The sequence below is a fragment of the Tatumella terrea genome (genome assembly GCF_039523755.1).
In the GTDB taxonomy this organism is placed as follows: domain Bacteria; phylum Pseudomonadota; class Gammaproteobacteria; order Enterobacterales; family Enterobacteriaceae; genus Tatumella; species Tatumella terrea.
Genome location: NZ_BAAAFX010000021.1, coordinates 18,584 through 36,510, shown reverse-complemented (window position 1 = coordinate 36,510; position 17,927 = coordinate 18,584). Strand labels below are relative to the sequence as shown.

The following is a 17,927-nucleotide window of genomic DNA, read 5'->3' as shown; positions in this document are numbered from 1 at the left end:
GGCGTTTTTTTTTACAGATCTGATAAAAGCAGAGAGGCCGCAAGTGTCCCGCACAATTATGCTTATTCCGACCGGCACCAGTGTCGGCCTGACCAGTGTCAGCCTGGGAGTCATTCGTGCGATGGAGCGTAAAGGAATGCGTCTTAGCATTTTTAAACCCATCGCCCAGCCCCGTTCAAACGCTGATGCAGAAGATCATACCACGGCGATTGTCCGTCATAACTTCGCCATACCTGCCGCCGAACCCCTGAATATGTCTTACGTCGAAAATCTGCTGGGAGCGGACCAGCAGGATGTTTTGATGGAAGAAATTATTGCCCGTTTTCATGACAATACCCGGGATGCTGAAGTGGTACTGGTCGAAGGACTGGTCCCTGTGCGTAAGCACGAGTTTGCCAACGCACTGAACTTTGAAATTGCCCGCACGCTGAACGCCGAGATTATTTTTGTCATGTCGCCCGGTAATGATTCTCCGGCACAACTGAAAGAACGTCTGGAGTTTATTCAGAACAGTTTCGGTGGCAAAAAAAATAAGCAAATCAAAGGAGTTATCTTCAATAAACTCCATGCCCCGCTGGATGAACAGGGCCGCACACGTCCGGACCTGTCAGAGTTTTTTGAAGATTCGACCGAAGCCACCATTGCCCCTATCGATATTGATGAACTGAAGGCACAGAGTCCGTTACCGGTAATGGGTGTGATCCCCTGGAATTTCGAGCTGATTGCGACCCGTGCGATCGACATGTGCCGTCATCTGAATGCCCGGATCGTCAATGAAGGAGATATCAGCACGCGGCGTATTAAGTCGGTCACCTTCTGTGCACGCAGCCTGCCACATATGCTCGAACTTTTCCGTCCGGGATCATTACTGGTCACCTCTGCAGACCGGCCGGATGTGCTGGTGTCGGCATGTCTGGCGGCGATGAACGGGGTGGAACTCGGGGCTATCCTGCTGACCGGCGGCTATGAAATCGACCCCGGCATCAGTAAACTTTGCTCACGGGCACTGCAGACCGGGCTGCCGGTCTTTACGGTCAACACCAACACCTGGCAAACGTCGCTGAATCTGCAAAGTTTCAATCTGGAAGTCCCGGTGGATGACAGACAGCGGGTGGAGAAAATTCAGGAATACGTCGCCAGTCACATCAGCACAGACTGGGTCGATTCACTGAGTAATGCGGCAGTCAGCAACCGTCTGCTCTCTCCTCCGGCTTTCCGTTATCAGCTGACAGAACTGGCCCGTCAGGCCGCTAAACGGATTGTGTTACCTGAAGGTGATGAACCCAGAACAATCAAAGCCGCCGCCATCTGTGCAGCACGCGGGATCGCCCACTGCGTATTACTGGGTGACCCGGACGAAATACACCGCGTTGCTGCCCTGCAGGATGTGACTCTGGGCGAGGGTATCGAAATCGTCGACCCGCAACAGGCGCGTGAAAACTATGTCAGCCGCCTGGTGGAACTGCGAAAAAACAAAGGGATGACCGATATTGTTGCCAGAGAGCAACTGGAAGATAACGTCGTGCTGGGCACACTGATGCTGGAAAAAGGCGAAGTCGATGGACTGGTCTCCGGGGCGGTACACACCACCGCGAATACCATTCGCCCGCCACTGCAATTGATTAAGACAGCACCGAACAGCTCGCTGGTCTCCTCGGTCTTCTTTATGCTATTGCCGGAACAGGTGCTGGTCTACGGTGACTGTGCCATTAACCCGGATCCCAGTGCAGAGCAGCTGGCGGAAATTGCTATCCAGTCGGCCGATTCAGCAAAAGCCTTTGGGATTGAACCTCGGGTAGCGATGATTTCCTACTCTACCGGTAATTCCGGCGCCGGCAGCGATGTCGAAAAAGTGCGGGAAGCCACAGGTCTGGCGCAGGAAAAACGTCCTGATTTAGTCATTGACGGGCCGCTGCAATATGATGCCGCCATTATGGAAGATGTTGCGAAGTCAAAAGCACCGGATTCTGCGGTTGCCGGCCGGGCGACGGTGTTTATCTTCCCGGATCTGAATACCGGGAATACTACCTATAAAGCCGTACAGCGTTCTGCGAATCTGGTCTCTATCGGCCCGATGTTGCAGGGAATGCGCAAACCGGTCAACGACCTGTCACGCGGAGCATTGGTGGACGATATTGTCTATACCATTGCCTTAACGGCAATTCAGTCAGAACAGGCAGAAGGACAGCACTAACCGGACCCCGCAGGCGGCTGAAACCGCTGCCTGCGGGAAGCGTTAGCGCGGATGATTAAGACTGTAACTCGTTTGAGGCGCGACGGCCCTCACTGTTACGGCTCATCCATAACGACAGCGCTTTAAGAGAGTCATCAGTAAACTCATCACAACGTACCGTGATCTCTTCAGGGGTCATCCAGAAAATCTCAGCGACCTCACTTTCCTGCATGGCAAACGGGCCATGACAGACACAACTGAACAGCGCACCCCAGACACGGCAGTGACTGTCTTCAAAATAAAATTTTCCGTGCTCTGCAAAAGGGACGGCAGCGATCCCCAGTTCCTCTTCGGCTTCACGCCGTGCGGATGCCAGGATGTCTTCACCGCTTTGCACGACGCCGCCCGCTGTTGCATCGAGTTTACCCGGCATAAAATCTTTATTTTCAGTACGGCGCTGAACCAGTATCTCACCCATACCGTTATGGACCACAATATAGGTTGCCCGGTGACGGAGACATTCGGCCCGCATTTGTGCACGACTGGCCGTCGTGATGACTTCATCATTTTCATCAACAATATCGACCCACTCGATATCGTCTTCAGGAATTTGCTCCACCATCCGTAACCCTTTTTCTCGCAGATTCACATAACATCTGATTTTATCAGACAATGATAATAATGGGAGTTAAGAAATTGTTAAATGTTACCCATTGATGACTTTATATTTTTTCTCTGAAGCCGTGCTTTTCTCAGATACTGAACTACAGGCTGCGGATACCGTGACAGCGACGGCTTTCGCGGTCTGTCCGGAAGACTATCGGCGACCTTTACCCGTAACTTTAGTATCAATAATTCACGATCATTACGCACAGAGACCGCACATATTGTCCTGCCCCGGGTATGGCTGACCCGTCCTCTGGCAGACACTGAACTCATCGTTCCGGGGCCTGTGGCCGGTATTTGCCACCGGCAGTCATCCCGGGTTGTCTTCTTTGGCACTTTTCACCGCGATGCATCGCCCGGACGTTCTGCCGGTTTCACGTCGTTCTGCGAATACAGACCGGCACAGGTAACCCCGGGAAGACCCCGTGGCGTACCGGTCGGGAGGTGACAACGACTGGTTATTCGCCGTGAAAACAACGAGGCTCTCTCCCCCGGGATGACGATAAAGCCCGGGGCAATCTCAGGGCAGTAAATGAAGCTATCGTGTCCGGCAACAGACTGAGCGGACGACATCCGTTATTATCCCTGTTAAACAGGCAGATGAACCACCGGTGATCAGACGACTGCGGACGTTATTAAGACAGGTTTCGTCAATTGACGGTGCCGGAAAGGCAACGGTCAGAAATATAATCTCTCTCCCGCCGGGTGCCGGCACCCGGCGGGAGTACAGCTTACTTCAATGCACCGGATAAAAATTGCTGCAGGCGCGGACTCTCCGGGTTACCGAACAGTTTTTCAGGAGAACCCTGCTCTTCAATTTTCCCCTGATGCAGGAAAATCACCTGGCTTGAGACATGGCGGGCAAATTCCATTTCATGGGTGACCACGACCATGGTTTTTCCTTCTTCTGCCAGCTGCTGCATGATACGTAATACCTCAGCCACCAGTTCCGGATCCAGCGCCGAAGTCGGTTCGTCAAACAGCAACACTTCCGGCTCCATCGCCAGTGCCCGCGCGATTGAGACACGCTGCTGCTGCCCCCCCGAAAGATGAACCGGATATTTATCACGGGCCCGGGCATCAATACCGACTTTATCAAGGTATTTAATTGCACGCGCCCGCGCTTCCTGCTTACTGATACCCAGTACCTGGACCGGCGCTTCCATCACGTTATCCAGCACCGTCATATGGCTCCACAGGTTAAAGTGCTGAAATACCATGGTCAGGCGGGTGCGTAATTTCCGCAGTTGCTCTTTATCTGCCACTTTCAGCTGACCATCTTTATCCCTGACCAGATGAATATTTTCATTATTCAACGATATAGAGCCTTCGCTTGGTTTTTCCAGAAAATTAATACAACGCAGAAACGTACTTTTTCCTGAGCCTGAAGAACCGATAATACTGATAACATCACCTGCCGCAGCCTGTAATGAAACACCCTTCAGGACTTCATGATCCCCATAACGTTTATGGAGCTCTGTCACACTTAATTTTAATTCAGACATAGTTATACTCAGCGGGATCAGGATTTAACGTGGGGCAGCCAGCGGCGCTCCGCTTTACGGAACAGCGATATCAGGCAGTAAGAGATGACCAGATAGATCACCGCGGCAATACCAAAGGCCGTGAAAGGCTCGTAGGTCGCGGCATTAATATCCCTGGCGATTTTCAGCACGTCCGGCACGGTCGCAGTAAACGCCAGAGACGTGGAGTGCAGCATCAGGATCACTTCATTACTGTAAGCCGGTAAAGCAATACGCAAGGCGGCTGGCAGAATAATGCAACGGTACAGCTTGAAGGTGGAAAAGCCGTAGGCTCTGGCGGCTTCGATTTCCCCGTGAGGTACGGAACGGATAGCACCTGCAAAAAGTTCGGTGGTATACGCACAGGTATTCAGGGTAAACGCCAGCACCGCACAGTTCATACCGCTGCGGAAAAAGGCATTCAGTAACTCGTTACCTTTCACAATTTCCAGCGTATACATCCCGGTATAGAACACCAGTAACTGTACATACAGCGGTGTTCCGCGAAAAACATAGGTGAACAGCCAGACCGGCGTACTGATAAAACGGTTAGGTGATACTCTGGCAATGGCCAGGAACAGGGCCAGCACACCGCCGATAGCCACCGACAGCACCAGCAGCCATAACGTAATAGCGACCCCGGTAATATGGTATCCGTCGGTCCATAACAGAGACTTCCAGTAGTCGTGAATAATATCAATCATAATTCAGCCTTTTTCACTCCCACTGAATAGCGGCGTTCCAGCCACCACAACACGCCATTGGAAACCGTGGTAAAAAACAGATAGATCGCACCTGCGACCAGAGAAAAATAGAAAGGCTGCCAGGTACTCTTACCTGCCAGTGAGGTGGCCTTAATCACATCTTCCAGACCCAGTAAGGAAACCAGCGCCGTGGCTTTTAAAATTACCTGCCAGTTATTACCGATCGCCGGTAGCGCAAAACGCATCATCAGCGGAAACTGTATCCGCCGGAAAACCTGAGACGGCGTCATGCCAAAAGCCGTCGCGGATTCAATCTGGCCCTTAGGCACAGACAGGAAAGCCCCGCGAAAGGTTTCAGTGAAGTATGCGCCGTAAATAAACCCGATAGTGGTGATCCCTGCCATCATAGGATCAATATCAAACTGCGCCATCCCCAGCAGATCAGTAAATTCATTCAGGGCAATCTGCAGGCCATAATAAATCAGCAGCATTAATACCAGGTCCGGGATACCACGGATAATGGTGGTATAGGCGCCAAAAATCGTAGTCAGCACGCGATTTTTAGATAACTTTGCCCCGGCACCTATCAGCCCTAATATCACCGCCAGCACCACAGAGCTTAAGGCCAGTTCAATCGTGACCAGCGCGCCTTTCATAATGACGTCGGTATATCCGTAGAGCATCAACAAATTCCTGCAAAAAATAGATAACTGCTACCCGCCGGCGGCGGGTAGCGGATGACACATTAGCCACCGTACACATTAAAATCGAAATATTTCTTCGCCAGCTTATCGTAAGTCCCGTCTTTGCGCATCGCCTCAAACGCTTTATCCACGGCAGTTTTCAGCTCAGTATCGCCCTTCGGCAGTCCCATACCGGTACCTACACCGAAGATTTTCTCATCTTTCACCGCCGGACCGGCAAAGGCATACCCTTTACCGACCGGGCTCTTCAGGAAGCCTTCACCGGCCTGAACTTCATCCTGGAATGCGGCATCGATACGACCGGCATTCAGATCCTGATAAGCCTGATCCTGCGTGGCGTAGGAGACAACGTTCACGCCTTTCGGACGCCAGTATTGATTCGCATAAGTTTCCTGCGTGGTCCCCTGCTCTACCCCGATGCTCTTCCCTTTCAGGGATGCCACCGTAGGTTGCAGCGTAGAGCCTTTCACCGCAACCAGACGGGCATTGGCGGCGTAAAGTTTATCTGAAAATGCAATCTGCTCTTCCCGCTTTGGTGTAATCGACAGGGCTGAGACGATGGCATCTATCTTTTGCGCTTTCAGCGACGGGATCAGACTGTCAAAATCCCCTTCCACAAAGACGCATTTGGTATGAATACGCTGACAAATGTTGTTCGCCAGGTCGATATCAAATCCCACTATCTGTCCGTCAGAATTTTTGGACTCAAAGGGCGGGTATGTCGGATCAGTGCCGATACGCAGTGTTTGCGGGATAGCAGCGAATACGCTGCCAACACTGGAAAATGCCAATACAAGCGAAAGAGCCAAAACACGCTTTTTCATAGATTGCCCTCTGGTTAATTTTTTTATAGTGATAAATATTACTGTCATGTGTGCAGAGGTAGTTTTGCACATTTCATGCCAGAATGCGCGGCTATTGCAGGAACCGCCGACAATCACGGAAATCGTATTTTTTTCGTACAGCGCGAGGCGATACAGCAGAAGACAAGCTACCCGGAGGGAAATCTATGCACCGGAACAGGGAAACATGAGCACCGCATCGGTGCTCACGAAGAAAAATGCACTATAAAGGGTCATTTGACCTTAGCTTTTGCCCTGCCAGCGGGCAAAGAGGTCTTCAGACAAGGTAATATCGAACTGATCGATCACCCGGTTGACGGTCTGATCGACGATATCCATGACATTTTGTGGCCGGTGATAAAATGCAGGCATCGGAGGCATAATAATCGCGCCCATTTCTGCAGCCGTCGTCATCATCCGCAGATGTCCGAGATGCAGAGGGGTTTCACGTACACCGAGCACCAGCTTACGCCGTTCTTTCAGGACGACATCTGCCGCCCGGATCAGCAGATTATCACTGTAGCTGTGAACAATGCCGGACAGCGTCTTCATTGAACAGGGCAGCAGCGCCATGCCATCCGTTTTATAGGATCCTGAAGAAATACTGGCACCAATATCACGGATATCGTGAACCACATCCGCCAGTGACTGAACATCCCGCACAGAATAGTCACTTTCCAGTGCCAGCGTCTGACGGGCTGACTGACTCATGACCAAATGGGTTTCCACCTCAGGCACGTTTTTTAAAACTTCCAGTAAACGTATACCGTAGATAACGCCACTGGCCCCTGATAACCCAACAATCAGCCTCTTCATATCCTGCCCTGCACTCCGGTAAAACGCCTATGATACCGCGGGAGTACTCTGTGAGCGAATGGATTTCCCAAAAAGCACAGGGCGGAAATCCGCCCTGTGCTTTATTTTGGTCGCGCCGGTGATTAACCTTCGTTATGCAGTTCCAGATTTTCGGTTTCCGTCTGCCGGGCTATCGCCATAGCATCGTCATTACGCAGCGACTGCAGATAATCAAGATAGCCCTGATCCACGTCTTTGGTCACATAAATGCCATCAAACACCGAACAGTCGAACTGCGTGATTTCCGGGTTTTCTTCCCGTACTGCGGCGACCAGATCTTTAAGGTCCTGGAAAATCAGCGCATCCGCTTTAATCAGCTGACAAATTTCATTCACTTCACGTCCGTGAGCAATCAGCTCAGTGACACTGGGCATGTCAATCCCGTAAACATTCGGGAAGCGCACCTCAGGTGCCGCCGATGCCAGATACACTTTCTTCGCCCCGGCTTCACGAGCCATTTCGATAATCTGCTCTGAGGTGGTGCCACGTACAATTGAATCATCGACCAGTAGCACGTTTTTATCACGGAATTCGGCACGGTTAGCGTTCAGTTTACGACGGACCGCACTGCGGCGCATCTGCTGTCCTGGCATGATAAATGTCCGGCCCACATAGCGGTTTTTTACAAACCCCTGGCGGTAAGGTTTATCAAGGATACGGGCAATTTCCAGCGCCACATCGGTCGAGGTTTCCGGGATAGGAATAACCACATCGATATCCAGGTCTTCCCATTCCCGTGCAATTTTTTCGCCCAGTTTTGTTCCCATGCGCACACGGGCACTGTATACCGAAATTTTGTCCAGGAAGGAGTCCGGACGGGCAAAGTAAACATATTCAAACAGGCACGGATTACACTTCGGATTTTCGGCACACTGGCGGGTAGAAAGCTGTCCTTTTTCGGTGATATAGACCGCTTCACCGGGGGCGACATCGCGGATAAATTCAAAGCCCAGAGTATCCAGCGCAACACTCTCGGACGCCACCATATACTCAACGCGTTGATCCGGCAGTACGCGTTTACCCAGCACCAGCGGACGAATACCGTTGGGATCGCGGAATGCCACCATGCCATGACCGATGATCATGGAAACAACGGCATAGGCGCCCCTCACCTGTTTGTGTAAGGACTCTACCGCCGCAAAGATATTGTCCGCCGACAGCGGATAATCCTGAAAACGGTCCAGTTCCTGGGCAAAGATATTCAGCAGCACCTCAGAGTCCGAGGTGGTATTTACATGGCGACGACCGTGCTCAAACAGGCGGGAACGTAATTCATGGGCGTTTGTCAGGTTACCGTTATGCGCCAATGTAATACCGTAAGGGGAGTTTACATAAAAGGGCTGGGCTTCAGAGGCACTTGAGCTACCTGCTGTCGGGTAACGAACATGACCAATGCCCATGTTTCCCTGGAGGCGCTGCATATGACGTGCTTCAAACACATCGCTCACCAGTCCGTTTGCTTTGCGCAGGCGAAAGCAATTCATGCTATCGATGGTACAGATACCTGCTGCATCCTGACCGCGATGCTGTAACACAGTTAAAGCATCATAAATAGACTGGTTAACCGGCAGAAATCCGGTGATACCGACAATACCGCACATGTTGTCATTTCCTCATTAAGCCGCATCCCCCCGACCTTATGACCGGGGTAAAAAACTCGACGTGCTCTGTAAATAATCAAAAAACCATCTGATGATACCGCTGAATTGAGGGATCAATTGTGACTGTGTCCAGTCCGTGCTTTTAGAAAATCCGGTAAAGGTATCCAGAAAAAAGAGGATGGCCGAAACAATCAGCACGCCTCTTAATGCGCCAAAACAGACACCTAACACACGGTCCGTCCCGGACAAACCGGTTTTTTCCACCAGCGTTCCAATCACATAATTTACTATGGCCCCGACAATCAGCGTCGCAATAAAAAGTACGGCTATTGCTACACCATTTCGTACCAGGGGTTCTTCAAACCCGGTAAACCAGACGGCCAGATAGGAAAAATAATGACTCGCGACAAAAAACGCACATCCCCAGGTGACTAAAGATAAAGCTTCACGGACAAAGCCCCTGATCAGACTCACAAAGGCTGAGAATCCGATAATCCCTATAATGACGTAATCAATCCAGTTCATGTATGTTTCCGGCGCACTATGATCCTTTCTGCCATCTGTTCGCGGCGCATTTTAACAGAAAAAGAAAACGTTTGCGTAGCGTTTTCCCGGACGACAGAGAAAAAGGGTAATGAAATTTTTTATTCATTACCCTGAGATTAAAAATATTTATCTATATGAATTATATAACAATTCACCGTAACCGACCTGGCCCCCGTTCCCGGGGGCCGGTTCAGCGGGCTGAATATGGCCGTATCACGCCGCTCAGGCCGGTTTTACTCTTCAGTTCAGCCACCTGAGACTGCAAATGACTTTTCGAGCTGTCCGGACCGACCAGAATGCGGTTAATTTCTCCCTGAACCGGTTCTGCCGGCAGAGAATAGGCCCTGAACCCGGCACTGCGTAGCTGCGCCACAATTTCACTGACCCTGGCTGCATTTTTCAATGCTCCCAGCTGAATAACCCAGGCCTGTCCTGACGGAGTTTCCGGTTTACTCTGAGGCTGTGGTGCTGAAGACTGATCATTCAGTGCCTGTAATGCTCTCGCGCGTTCGCGTTCCTGCTGTGCCTGTCGGGCCTTAGCCTTCGTGGCAGCATCGGCCGCCTGCTGACGGGCACGCTCTTCCGCCTGACGCTCACGGGCTAACTGCGCCTGCTTCTGACGCTCAGCCTGCTGTTGCTGTTGCTGTTGTTGCTGTTGTTGCTGTTGTTGCTGCTGGCGAAGTTTCTCCGCCTGTGATGACGCCGACGGACTGACTACCGTTGAAGAGTCAGTCACCGGTGACTGACGGTCCGGTGCCGGCGGAACTGAATCACCGTGGCTGCTGCCAGGTGTCACTGTGCCGGCATTCGCCGCAGCACTGGCTGCACTCCCCGCAGCGGCTGACGCGGCAGGTGCCGCCGTCAACGGCTGAGTCACTGGCGGCACCAGATCGTTATCCTGCTGGTCGCCGGGCTTAGGCACCAGAGGAATGGCCGCGAACTCTTCCTGGTAATGCTTTTTCTTACCGTCCAGCAATCCCGGCAATACAATCACACCAATCGCGACCAGGATAACCGTCCCGACTAAACGATTCTGAAATTTACTCGCCACTTCCCTTCTCCCCTGAGACAGACGTCATCACATGAGCGACCGTATGGAAGGAACCACAAACCAGAATAATGTCCTGTGCCCCGGCCTGCTGTCGTGCCGCTTTCCACGCGTCTTCCACCGTAGCAAAACATTCTGCCTGCGGCAAATGGGCCATCAGTTCTTCAGCACGGGCTCCCCGCGGGCCTTCGAGCGGCGCGCAATACCAGTTATCGACCTGAGGACGGAGTTCGGCCAGCGTACCGGCGATATCTTTATCATGCAGCATACCGACCACGGCTCTGACTTTACCCACGCGCGGTAATGTCGCGAGTTGTGAGGCCAGAAAAGCGGCTGCATGCGGATTATGAGCCACATCCAGGATCACCCGCGGAGATTCACTGATCGTCTGGAAACGCCCCGGCAGGACAATGCCCGGCAGATTTTCACGAATACAGGCTTCGCTGACCTGTAAACCGGACACCCTCAGGGCAGCCAGCGCGGTCGCAGCATTCGGGAGGGGGACCCGGGGCAGAGGCAGGCCGCGCAGCTCACCCTGAATATCCCGGAAATCCCATGCCTGAGCATCCGTCTGATAAGACCACTGATGATTACGTTGCAACAGTATCGCGCCTTTATCCGCCGCGACCTGACCCATCGATGCCGGCATATCCGGCTCCCCCACGACGGCAGGTTTGCCGCTGCGGAAAACGCCAGCTTTCTCACGCCCGATGCTTTCGCGATCCGGGCCCAGCCAATCAGTATGGTCGAGGGCAATACTGGTGATCACCGCCACATCCGCATCCACGATATTGGTCGCATCCAGCCGGCCACCCAGCCCGACTTCCAGGATCACAACATCCAGATCCGCCTGACGGAACAACTGCAATGCAGACAAGGTGCTGTACTCGAAATACGTCAGCGACGTATCCCCGCGGCCCTGTTCGATGACCGAGAAGCTTTGCGTATGCTCTGCGTCACTCAGTTCCTGTGACTGAATTCGGACCCGTTCCGTATACCGGACCAGATGCGGTGAACTGTAGACCCCGACACGATAACCTGCAGCAATCAGCAGCGCTTCGAGCGTCCGGCAGGTTGTCCCCTTACCATTGGTTCCGGCGACGGTGAAGACAAAGGGGGCGGGCCTCAACAGATTTAGCTGAGCCGCAACACGACGCACACGCTCAAGCCCTAAGTCGATGGCCTGGCTGTGCAGATTTTCGAGATAAGTAAGCCACGTGGCAAGGGGCGACGTGGCTTGAGGTAGGTGAAGATTTTCCATGTGTCCCGTTGAGGTTATTACGGTGCATAGGTAAAAGACGCTATAAAAGCGTCTTTTTCATACCTGTCAGGCCTCGTCATGTTCCGCGTCAGTCTTCACATCCGACTGATGGGTTTCATGAAGTGGCGCCGGCAGATTCATCATTTTTGCCAGTAGACTCGCCAGCTTAAAGCGCATGTTCGGGCGACGGACAATCATATCAATCGCACCTTTTTCGATCAGAAACTCACTGCGCTGGAAGCCCGGTGGCAGTTTTTCACGGACCGTCTGTTCGATAACTCGTGGACCGGCGAAACCGATCAGCGCTTTCGGTTCTGCGATATTCAGGTCACCCAGCATCGCAAAGCTCGCCGAAACCCCGCCCATTGTCGGGTCAGTCAGTACCGAGATATAAGGCAATCCGCGTTCACGCATTTTAGCCAGGGCTGCACTGGTTTTCGCCATTTGCATCAGTGACATCAACGCTTCCTGCATACGCGCCCCGCCGCTGGCAGAGAAACAGATAAACGGACAGTTTTCTTCCAGAGCCTGCTCAACACCACGAATAAAACGAGCACCGACCACAGAACCCATAGAGCCGCCCATAAAGGCGAACTCAAAGGCAGCGGCCACCACAGGCATACCGTGCAGTTCACCTTTCATGACCACCAGCGCATCTTTCTCACCGGTGCTCTTTTGTGCTGCCAGAATACGGTCTTTATATTTCTTTGAGTCGCGGAACTTCAGAATATCTCTCGGTTCCAGTTCGCTACCCAGCTCGACCAGGGTGTCCTGATCCATAAAAGAGGTCAGGCGATCACGTGCGTGCATACGCATGTGATGATCACATTTCGGACACACTTCCAGGTTACGCTCCAGTTCTGCACGGTACAGCACCTGGTCGCAGCTATCACATTTTGTCCAGACCCCTTCAGGAATACTCGCTTTACGCGTCGGGGTTACATTACTCTTACTAAGAATTCGTTCAATCCAGCTCATTGATGACCTTTCTGTTTGAACCTGGGTTTTCCAGTTGTATTGTTTCTGCTGAATTTTTATTCAACAGCCGCTAAATGACGCCCATTAAACCACAACCTGTCGAGACTGTGGATAAAAATCTGGTGGACGTATCCGGGTCCTGCAGAAAAAACTAGCTCTTCCGCGCTGCCTGCCGGCGTTGCCGCCAGAATTCGATCAGTCCGGGCAAGACAGAAACGATAATAATCGCAACAATCAGCAGATTAAGATTTTTCTGTACGACCGGCAGATCGCCAAACAGATAACCGGCATAGCTGAACAGCAGCACCCACGCCAGCGCCCCGGCAATATTAAACATCCCGAAACGTCGATAAGACATCTTGCCCATACCGGCCACGAAAGGCGCAAAGGTACGGATGATCGGGATGAAACGTGCCAGTATAATCGTTTTTCCGCCATGCTTCTCGTAGAAACCGTGGGTTTTCTCCAGGTGACTGCGACGGAAGATTTTAGACTGCGGACGACTGAACAACTTATCGCCGAACAGACGACCTATCGTATAGTTAACCGCATCGCCGGCAATCGCTGCGACCACCATCACCAGGACCAGCAGATGAATATTCAACTCATTACCCGGTAATGCCGCCAGCGCGCCCCCCACAAACAATAGCGAGTCTCCTGGCAGGAAAGGTGTGACCACCAGCCCGGTTTCGCAGAAAATAATCAGAAACAGAATGGCATAAATCCATGTGCCATATTCCGCGACCAGCTGCGCCAGATGCACATCAATGTGCAGGATGAAATCGATAATAAGATGGATATATTCCATGACGTGTTAATCCTTCTGAAATGTCATCTGATCCTGCATCAGAAACAACGGGCCGGGCTCCGGCTCGGGTAATGCAAACTCACGGGGGTAATCCACCGCCACCAGGTAAAGACCTTCCGCTCTTGCCGTAGCAGCCGCCAGTTTTCGATCTCTGGCCGCCAGCAAATCAGCCATCCAGGACTCCGGCTGATTACCGCATCCGACTTCCATCAGACTACCGACGATATTACGCACCATATGGTGAACAAAGGCGTTGGCTTTGATGTCGACGACCACAAATGCCCCCTGACGCCAGACATGCACATGGTGAATATTTCGCCAGGGCGTTTTTGACTGGCAATGGACGGCGCGAAAAGACGTAAAGTCATTTTCACCCAGCAGGCTTTGCGCGGCACGATGCATCGATGCCGCATCCAGCGGATGATAAAAGTGCGTTATCCCCTGCCCGAGGATCGCCGGCCGTAAACGCTGGTTATAAATAATGTAGCGGTAACGCCGTGCGGTGGCGCTGAAGCGGGCATGAAAATCCTCTGATACGCTCTTCACCCAGCGAACGGCAATATCTTTCGGCAGATTCGCATTCACCCCCAGTGTCCAGGCGCTGTCTGCGCGCTGAACCGTGGTTTCAAAATGGACAACCTGTCCCGTACCATGCACACCGGCATCGGTACGTCCGGCACAGAACACATTGATCGGCTGATCGGCCACCTTAGATAAGGCTTTTTCCAGCGCCCCCTGAACACTGCGAACTTCCGGCTGACGTTGCCAGCCATAATAACGGCTGCCATCGTACTCAATACCCAATGCCAGTTTATATGTCTTAACGTCAGACATGCTTACAGATACTCCTGCACCAGACGCTCAGCCACTTTCACCGCCATCAATGCCCCGCCGAAGCGGACATTATCGGCGACAGACCAGAACTGCAGTTGCTCCGGGATCCCGTAATCATTATGAACGGCACCGATGCAAAGCTGACCATGACCACTGGCATCCCCGACCGGAGTCGGATAGTCGCCTTCATCGCTCAGTACGATATCGCTGTTCATTGCCAGGTCATTACGTGCCTCGTCCGCCGAGTAGGGACGTAAGGTTTCCATCAGCACACTCTGGGCATTGCCGTAGAAAACCGGGGCCTGAATGGCACTGACCGATACCGGCAATCCTTCATCCTGCAGAATTTTGCGGATCTGGTCGACCATACGGCGGTTGACAGCCACACTGCCCTGCTCATCCGGCACCAGAGGTAAAAGGTTAAAGGCCAGCTGGCGGCCAAAATAGTACTCTTCCGGCGGAATACCGTTCAGCAGACGGGCACTCTCTCCCGCCAGACCATCCACGGCGGCTTTACCGTGGGCAGAGGCGGAAATCAGCGTTGTCACCTGCAGACGCCCCAGGCCGGCAGTATCCGCCAGCGGTTTAATGGCACATAACAACTGGCTGACCAGACTGTCGGCCACCGACACAATGTTGCGGTTACGGTAGTCCGCCAGTACGTGCGGGTTAACATCCGCAATGACCAAAGGAACATCCGGGGAGAGTGCAAACAGCGGACTGCTGTCGATAACCAGACAGCCGGCATTTGCCGCCAGTTCGGCGTAACAGGCCGAGGCTTCGGTACCGGCCACAAAGAAAGCCAGCTGAGCCTGCGACCAGTCAAAATCAGCGGCATCACTCACCTGATGATTTTTATTATCAACACGTACCGTTTCTCCGGCACTGCTTTCGCTGGCTAATAAAAATAGTTCGCCAACCGGGAACTGACGCTCCGTCAGCAATTCCAGTACAGCGCTTCCTACTGCACCGGTTGCTCCTAAAAGCGCGATATTCCAGCCGTCAGACATGTGGGTTTACTCCAGAAAACAAAAAAGAAAGCGGTGTCACACACCGCCTGTACAGATAATGGTTACCGCTGAAAGGTCAGCAGCTACCGGTAAATTTTGCGGTGAAGCCAAGCTGCTGCAGTTTTTCGGCCGTGGCGGCCGTATCACAGTTCACCTGCAACGAAGACCATTCGCGTCGCTCCTGATAGTGCTTACGCAGACGATCAAATTCCCCGGGCTTACCGGCCACGGCACGCAGCAGTGCGTCATCACGGCGCACATCATACACCAGATGTGCCAGACGTTTTAGCATTGCCTGAGAGCACTCGCCGTTCAGGCTGATCTGCCCGATATCCGGCGCGGGTAACAATTCAGATAATGGAACCTGACGGGGCTGACCGATAAACGCTGACCAGGCTTCGAATACCTGCGTGGTGCCGCGGGCTTTGCCTTCCAGGGTATAGCCGGCAATATGGGCCGTGGCAATGTCCGTCTTCGCCAGCAACGCTAAAGAGAGATCCGGCTCCGGCTCCCACACATCCAGCACCACCGAGAGATCGTTTCGCTGGTTCAGCACCGTCAATAGCGCCGCGTTATCCACCACCGGGCCGCGGCAGGCGTTAATCAGAATCGAGCCAGGCTTCAGGGCTTCCAGCAGTTTCTGATCCGCAAGATGCCATGTTTTATAAGGCCCGTCTTTATACAGTGGTGTGTGGAAGGTCAGAATATCCGCTTCACGCACCAGGGTTTCCAGTGAATGGAATTCACCCGGCTCGCCCTTATCTGCCCGCGGCGGGTCACAAATCAGTGTTTTTATCCCCAGCGCCTCAAAACGGCGTTGCAGCCTGCCACCGACATTCCCTGCCCCGACGATACCGACCGTCCGGTCCGTTAGCAGGAAGCCATCACGCTCAGCCAGCGCCAGCAGTGCGGAGAAAACATATTCGACAACGGCGATAGCATTACATCCGGGCGCCGCCGAATAAGCCACGCCGGCAGCCTGCAGGTCGGCGGTATTCAGATGATCCATTCCGGCGGTTGCCGTACCGACGAAACGTACCGCCGTATTCTCCAGCAGGGCCTGATTCACCCGGGTGACAGAACGCACCATCAGTCCATCGGCTGCGGTCAGTTGCTCACAGGAAAGTGAGCGGCCTGGCGCACTTTCAACCTCTGCCAGCTGACTGAATAATTCACGGGCATACGGCATATTTTCATCGACAACAATTTTCACTGCATCTGTCCTGTTTCTCACCGGAAATATCCGGTTATTCTGGCATAAACCCTGAGGGAAAACATCCGTCGATTATTTCGGATTTGCGCTTGCTATGCGCTGCCGGCTCAGTCATCTTAATTGGCCGGGATATCCTCCCTGACTTCCCCCGCAGGCGTTACTGTTTCAGGTAGCGCAGACTATGTGTTGAAGGACCTGCTATGAACTTTCTTTTTCCGCTGGGAGCGGTGCTGATTTGGGCCATCAACTCCGTCGTCAGTAAACTCACGGTCGGGCTGATCACTCCTGAGGCCATCTCTTTTTATCGCTGGAGCATGGCTCTGCTGGTACTGAGCCCTTTTGTGCTGCCCGGGGTGATTCGTAACCGGCATGCCTTATGGCGTCACGGCTGGCGTCTGCTTATCCTGGGCGCACTGGGCATGGTGCTGTACCAGAGCCTGGCCTATTTTGCGGCACGGACGGTCAGTGCTTTGTTTATCGGCATCATGGTCGCCAGCATCCCGCTGATGACGGTTATTTTTAGTCTGTTTATTTTACGGCTGGCACCGACGGTGGGGATTGTTATCGGTACAGTGCTATCGTTTGCCGGGCTAAGCTGGCTTATCAGTGCCGGTCATCCTCTGCAACTCCTCCACCAGGGATTAGGCAGCGGTGAGCTAATGATGGTGATCGCGGCGGCAGCCTATGCCCTTTATGGCGTACTGACCAAACGCTGGGCCATGGATTTGCCCCAGTGGCAGAGTCTGTATGTGCAGATCATCTTTGCCATTATTTTATTACTGCCAGGCTTCCTGCTGACGCCGGACATTGCCCTGACCCGGGAAAATATCCCGCTGGTCTTATATGCCGCAATTCCGGCCTCGATTCTGGCGCCGTACCTGTGGATCCAGGGCGTGATGCGGCTGGGGGCCAACACTGCCAGTATTTTCCTTAATCTGTCACCGGTCTTTACCGCTATCATTGCTATTCTTTTTCTGCACGAAAAAATGCACAGCTGGCACTGGATTGGTGGCGGGCTGACACTGATCGGGGTGATACTGGCTCAGCGGCTGCGTACACCGCTTTCGCGCGCACGACGGTAATGGCAGCTCTGACGCACAACGACTGCGGCGTGTTTAACCAATAATCCCCCCTTATTACTTGGGATTTCCCGGGGGGATT

General features: G+C 52.9%; 18 protein-coding genes. 2 read left to right on the top strand and 16 right to left on the bottom strand.

Annotation, left to right across the window (positions count from 1 at the left end):
* Nucleotides 1–58 precede the first annotated feature (58 nt).
* Nucleotides 59–2,194, top strand: a complete 2,136-nt coding sequence (gene pta / locus ABD035_RS15880) for a phosphate acetyltransferase (RefSeq protein WP_343871181.1) — start codon at nucleotides 59–61, stop codon at nucleotides 2,192–2,194.
* Nucleotides 2,195–2,249: 55 nt separating this feature from the next.
* On the opposite strand, the gene yfcD is transcribed toward pta, so the two are convergent.
* The 16 genes from yfcD to pdxB all read right to left on the bottom strand — a co-directional run bounded on the left by yfcD (nucleotide 2,250) and on the right by pdxB (nucleotide 16,766).
* Nucleotides 2,250–2,795 (bottom strand): NUDIX hydrolase YfcD, encoded by a 546-nt coding sequence (gene yfcD, locus ABD035_RS15875; RefSeq protein WP_343871122.1) that lies wholly within the window; start codon nucleotides 2,793–2,795, stop codon nucleotides 2,250–2,252.
* A gap of 383 nt (nucleotides 2,796–3,178) precedes the next feature.
* The gene (locus ABD035_RS15870) at nucleotides 3,179–3,412 is read right to left on the bottom strand and encodes a hypothetical protein (RefSeq protein ID WP_343871121.1); all 234 of its coding nucleotides are present in this window, start codon (nucleotides 3,410–3,412) and stop codon (nucleotides 3,179–3,181) included.
* Between the two features lie 158 nt (nucleotides 3,413–3,570).
* Complete coding sequence (gene hisP / locus ABD035_RS15865) at nucleotides 3,571–4,344, bottom strand: histidine ABC transporter ATP-binding protein HisP (RefSeq protein WP_343871120.1); 774 nt, start codon at nucleotides 4,342–4,344, stop codon at nucleotides 3,571–3,573.
* A gap of 17 nt (nucleotides 4,345–4,361) precedes the next feature.
* On the bottom strand, nucleotides 4,362–5,066 hold the full coding sequence (locus ABD035_RS15860; protein WP_212714011.1) for an ABC transporter permease: 705 nt from the start codon (nucleotides 5,064–5,066) through the stop codon (nucleotides 4,362–4,364).
* A complete protein-coding gene (locus ABD035_RS15855; RefSeq protein WP_343871119.1) occupies nucleotides 5,063–5,749 on the bottom strand; it encodes a histidine ABC transporter permease HisQ in 687 nt (228 codons plus the stop codon). Before ABD035_RS15855 ends, ABD035_RS15860 begins: the two co-directional genes overlap by 4 nt.
* Nucleotides 5,750–5,811: 62 nt before the next feature.
* Nucleotides 5,812–6,594: a lysine/arginine/ornithine ABC transporter substrate-binding protein gene (locus ABD035_RS15850; RefSeq protein ID WP_343871117.1), complete on the bottom strand. Its 783-nt coding sequence runs from the start codon at nucleotides 6,592–6,594 to the stop codon at nucleotides 5,812–5,814.
* A gap of 261 nt (nucleotides 6,595–6,855) precedes the next feature.
* Nucleotides 6,856–7,428, bottom strand: a complete 573-nt coding sequence (locus ABD035_RS15845) for a UbiX family flavin prenyltransferase (protein ID WP_212714014.1) — start codon at nucleotides 7,426–7,428, stop codon at nucleotides 6,856–6,858.
* A gap of 122 nt (nucleotides 7,429–7,550) precedes the next feature.
* Nucleotides 7,551–9,068: an amidophosphoribosyltransferase gene (gene purF, locus ABD035_RS15840; protein WP_212714015.1), complete on the bottom strand. Its 1,518-nt coding sequence runs from the start codon at nucleotides 9,066–9,068 to the stop codon at nucleotides 7,551–7,553.
* Nucleotides 9,069–9,104: 36 nt separating this feature from the next.
* Nucleotides 9,105–9,593 (bottom strand): colicin V production protein, encoded by a 489-nt coding sequence (cvpA, locus tag ABD035_RS15835; RefSeq protein WP_212714016.1) that lies wholly within the window; start codon nucleotides 9,591–9,593, stop codon nucleotides 9,105–9,107.
* 211 nt (nucleotides 9,594–9,804) lie between these two features.
* A complete protein-coding gene (locus ABD035_RS15830) occupies nucleotides 9,805–10,665 on the bottom strand; it encodes an SPOR domain-containing protein (protein WP_343871116.1) in 861 nt (286 codons plus the stop codon).
* Nucleotides 10,655–11,923, bottom strand: coding sequence for a bifunctional tetrahydrofolate synthase/dihydrofolate synthase (folC, locus tag ABD035_RS15825; protein ID WP_343871115.1), 1,269 nt, complete (start codon nucleotides 11,921–11,923; stop codon nucleotides 10,655–10,657). Before folC ends, ABD035_RS15830 begins: the two co-directional genes overlap by 11 nt.
* Nucleotides 11,924–11,989: 66 nt before the next feature.
* Nucleotides 11,990–12,901 carry an acetyl-CoA carboxylase, carboxyltransferase subunit beta gene (gene accD, locus ABD035_RS15820; RefSeq protein WP_343871114.1) on the bottom strand — a complete coding sequence of 304 codons (912 nt, stop codon included), beginning with the start codon at nucleotides 12,899–12,901 and terminating at the stop codon, nucleotides 11,990–11,992.
* Nucleotides 12,902–13,052: 151 nt separating this feature from the next.
* Complete coding sequence (locus ABD035_RS15815) at nucleotides 13,053–13,709, bottom strand: DedA family protein (RefSeq protein ID WP_343871113.1); 657 nt, start codon at nucleotides 13,707–13,709, stop codon at nucleotides 13,053–13,055.
* A 6-nt stretch (nucleotides 13,710–13,715) separates the two neighbouring features.
* On the bottom strand, nucleotides 13,716–14,543 hold the full coding sequence (gene truA / locus ABD035_RS15810) for a tRNA pseudouridine(38-40) synthase TruA (protein ID WP_343871112.1): 828 nt from the start codon (nucleotides 14,541–14,543) through the stop codon (nucleotides 13,716–13,718).
* Between the two features lie 2 nt (nucleotides 14,544–14,545).
* On the bottom strand, nucleotides 14,546–15,553 hold the full coding sequence (locus tag ABD035_RS15805) for an aspartate-semialdehyde dehydrogenase (RefSeq protein ID WP_343871111.1): 1,008 nt from the start codon (nucleotides 15,551–15,553) through the stop codon (nucleotides 14,546–14,548).
* 76 nt (nucleotides 15,554–15,629) lie between these two features.
* Nucleotides 15,630–16,766, bottom strand: coding sequence for a 4-phosphoerythronate dehydrogenase PdxB (gene pdxB, locus ABD035_RS15800; RefSeq protein WP_343871110.1), 1,137 nt, complete (start codon nucleotides 16,764–16,766; stop codon nucleotides 15,630–15,632).
* Between the two features lie 200 nt (nucleotides 16,767–16,966).
* Here pdxB and ABD035_RS15795 point away from each other — a divergent pair, with 200 nt between their 5' ends.
* Nucleotides 16,967–17,848 carry a DMT family transporter gene (locus ABD035_RS15795; RefSeq protein WP_343871109.1) on the top strand — a complete coding sequence of 294 codons (882 nt, stop codon included), beginning with the start codon at nucleotides 16,967–16,969 and terminating at the stop codon, nucleotides 17,846–17,848.
* Nucleotides 17,849–17,927: the final 79 nt, after the last annotated feature.

What these genes read in the sequence shown, in the direction of transcription:
- pta (WP_343871181.1), top strand. Translation starts at nt 59, where the DNA reads ATGCTTATTCCGACCGGCACCAGTGTCGGCCTGACCAGTGTCAGCCTG.
- yfcD (WP_343871122.1), bottom strand. Translation starts at nt 2,795, where the DNA reads ATGGTGGAGCAAATTCCTGAAGACGATATCGAGTGGGTCGATATTGTT.
- ABD035_RS15870 (WP_343871121.1), bottom strand. Translation starts at nt 3,412, where the DNA reads ATGTCGTCCGCTCAGTCTGTTGCCGGACACGATAGCTTCATTTACTGC.
- hisP (WP_343871120.1), bottom strand. Translation starts at nt 4,344, where the DNA reads ATGTCTGAATTAAAATTAAGTGTGACAGAGCTCCATAAACGTTATGGG.
- ABD035_RS15860 (WP_212714011.1), bottom strand. Translation starts at nt 5,066, where the DNA reads ATGATTGATATTATTCACGACTACTGGAAGTCTCTGTTATGGACCGAC.
- ABD035_RS15855 (WP_343871119.1), bottom strand. Translation starts at nt 5,749, where the DNA reads ATGCTCTACGGATATACCGACGTCATTATGAAAGGCGCGCTGGTCACG.
- ABD035_RS15850 (WP_343871117.1), bottom strand. Translation starts at nt 6,594, where the DNA reads ATGAAAAAGCGTGTTTTGGCTCTTTCGCTTGTATTGGCATTTTCCAGT.
- ABD035_RS15845 (WP_212714014.1), bottom strand. Translation starts at nt 7,428, where the DNA reads ATGAAGAGGCTGATTGTTGGGTTATCAGGGGCCAGTGGCGTTATCTAC.
- purF (WP_212714015.1), bottom strand. Translation starts at nt 9,068, where the DNA reads ATGTGCGGTATTGTCGGTATCACCGGATTTCTGCCGGTTAACCAGTCT.
- cvpA (WP_212714016.1), bottom strand. Translation starts at nt 9,593, where the DNA reads ATGAACTGGATTGATTACGTCATTATAGGGATTATCGGATTCTCAGCC.
- folC (WP_343871115.1), bottom strand. Translation starts at nt 11,923, where the DNA reads ATGGAAAATCTTCACCTACCTCAAGCCACGTCGCCCCTTGCCACGTGG.
- accD (WP_343871114.1), bottom strand. Translation starts at nt 12,901, where the DNA reads ATGAGCTGGATTGAACGAATTCTTAGTAAGAGTAATGTAACCCCGACG.
- ABD035_RS15815 (WP_343871113.1), bottom strand. Translation starts at nt 13,709, where the DNA reads ATGGAATATATCCATCTTATTATCGATTTCATCCTGCACATTGATGTG.
- truA (WP_343871112.1), bottom strand. Translation starts at nt 14,543, where the DNA reads ATGTCTGACGTTAAGACATATAAACTGGCATTGGGTATTGAGTACGAT.
- ABD035_RS15805 (WP_343871111.1), bottom strand. Translation starts at nt 15,553, where the DNA reads ATGTCTGACGGCTGGAATATCGCGCTTTTAGGAGCAACCGGTGCAGTA.
- ABD035_RS15795 (WP_343871109.1), top strand. Translation starts at nt 16,967, where the DNA reads ATGAACTTTCTTTTTCCGCTGGGAGCGGTGCTGATTTGGGCCATCAAC.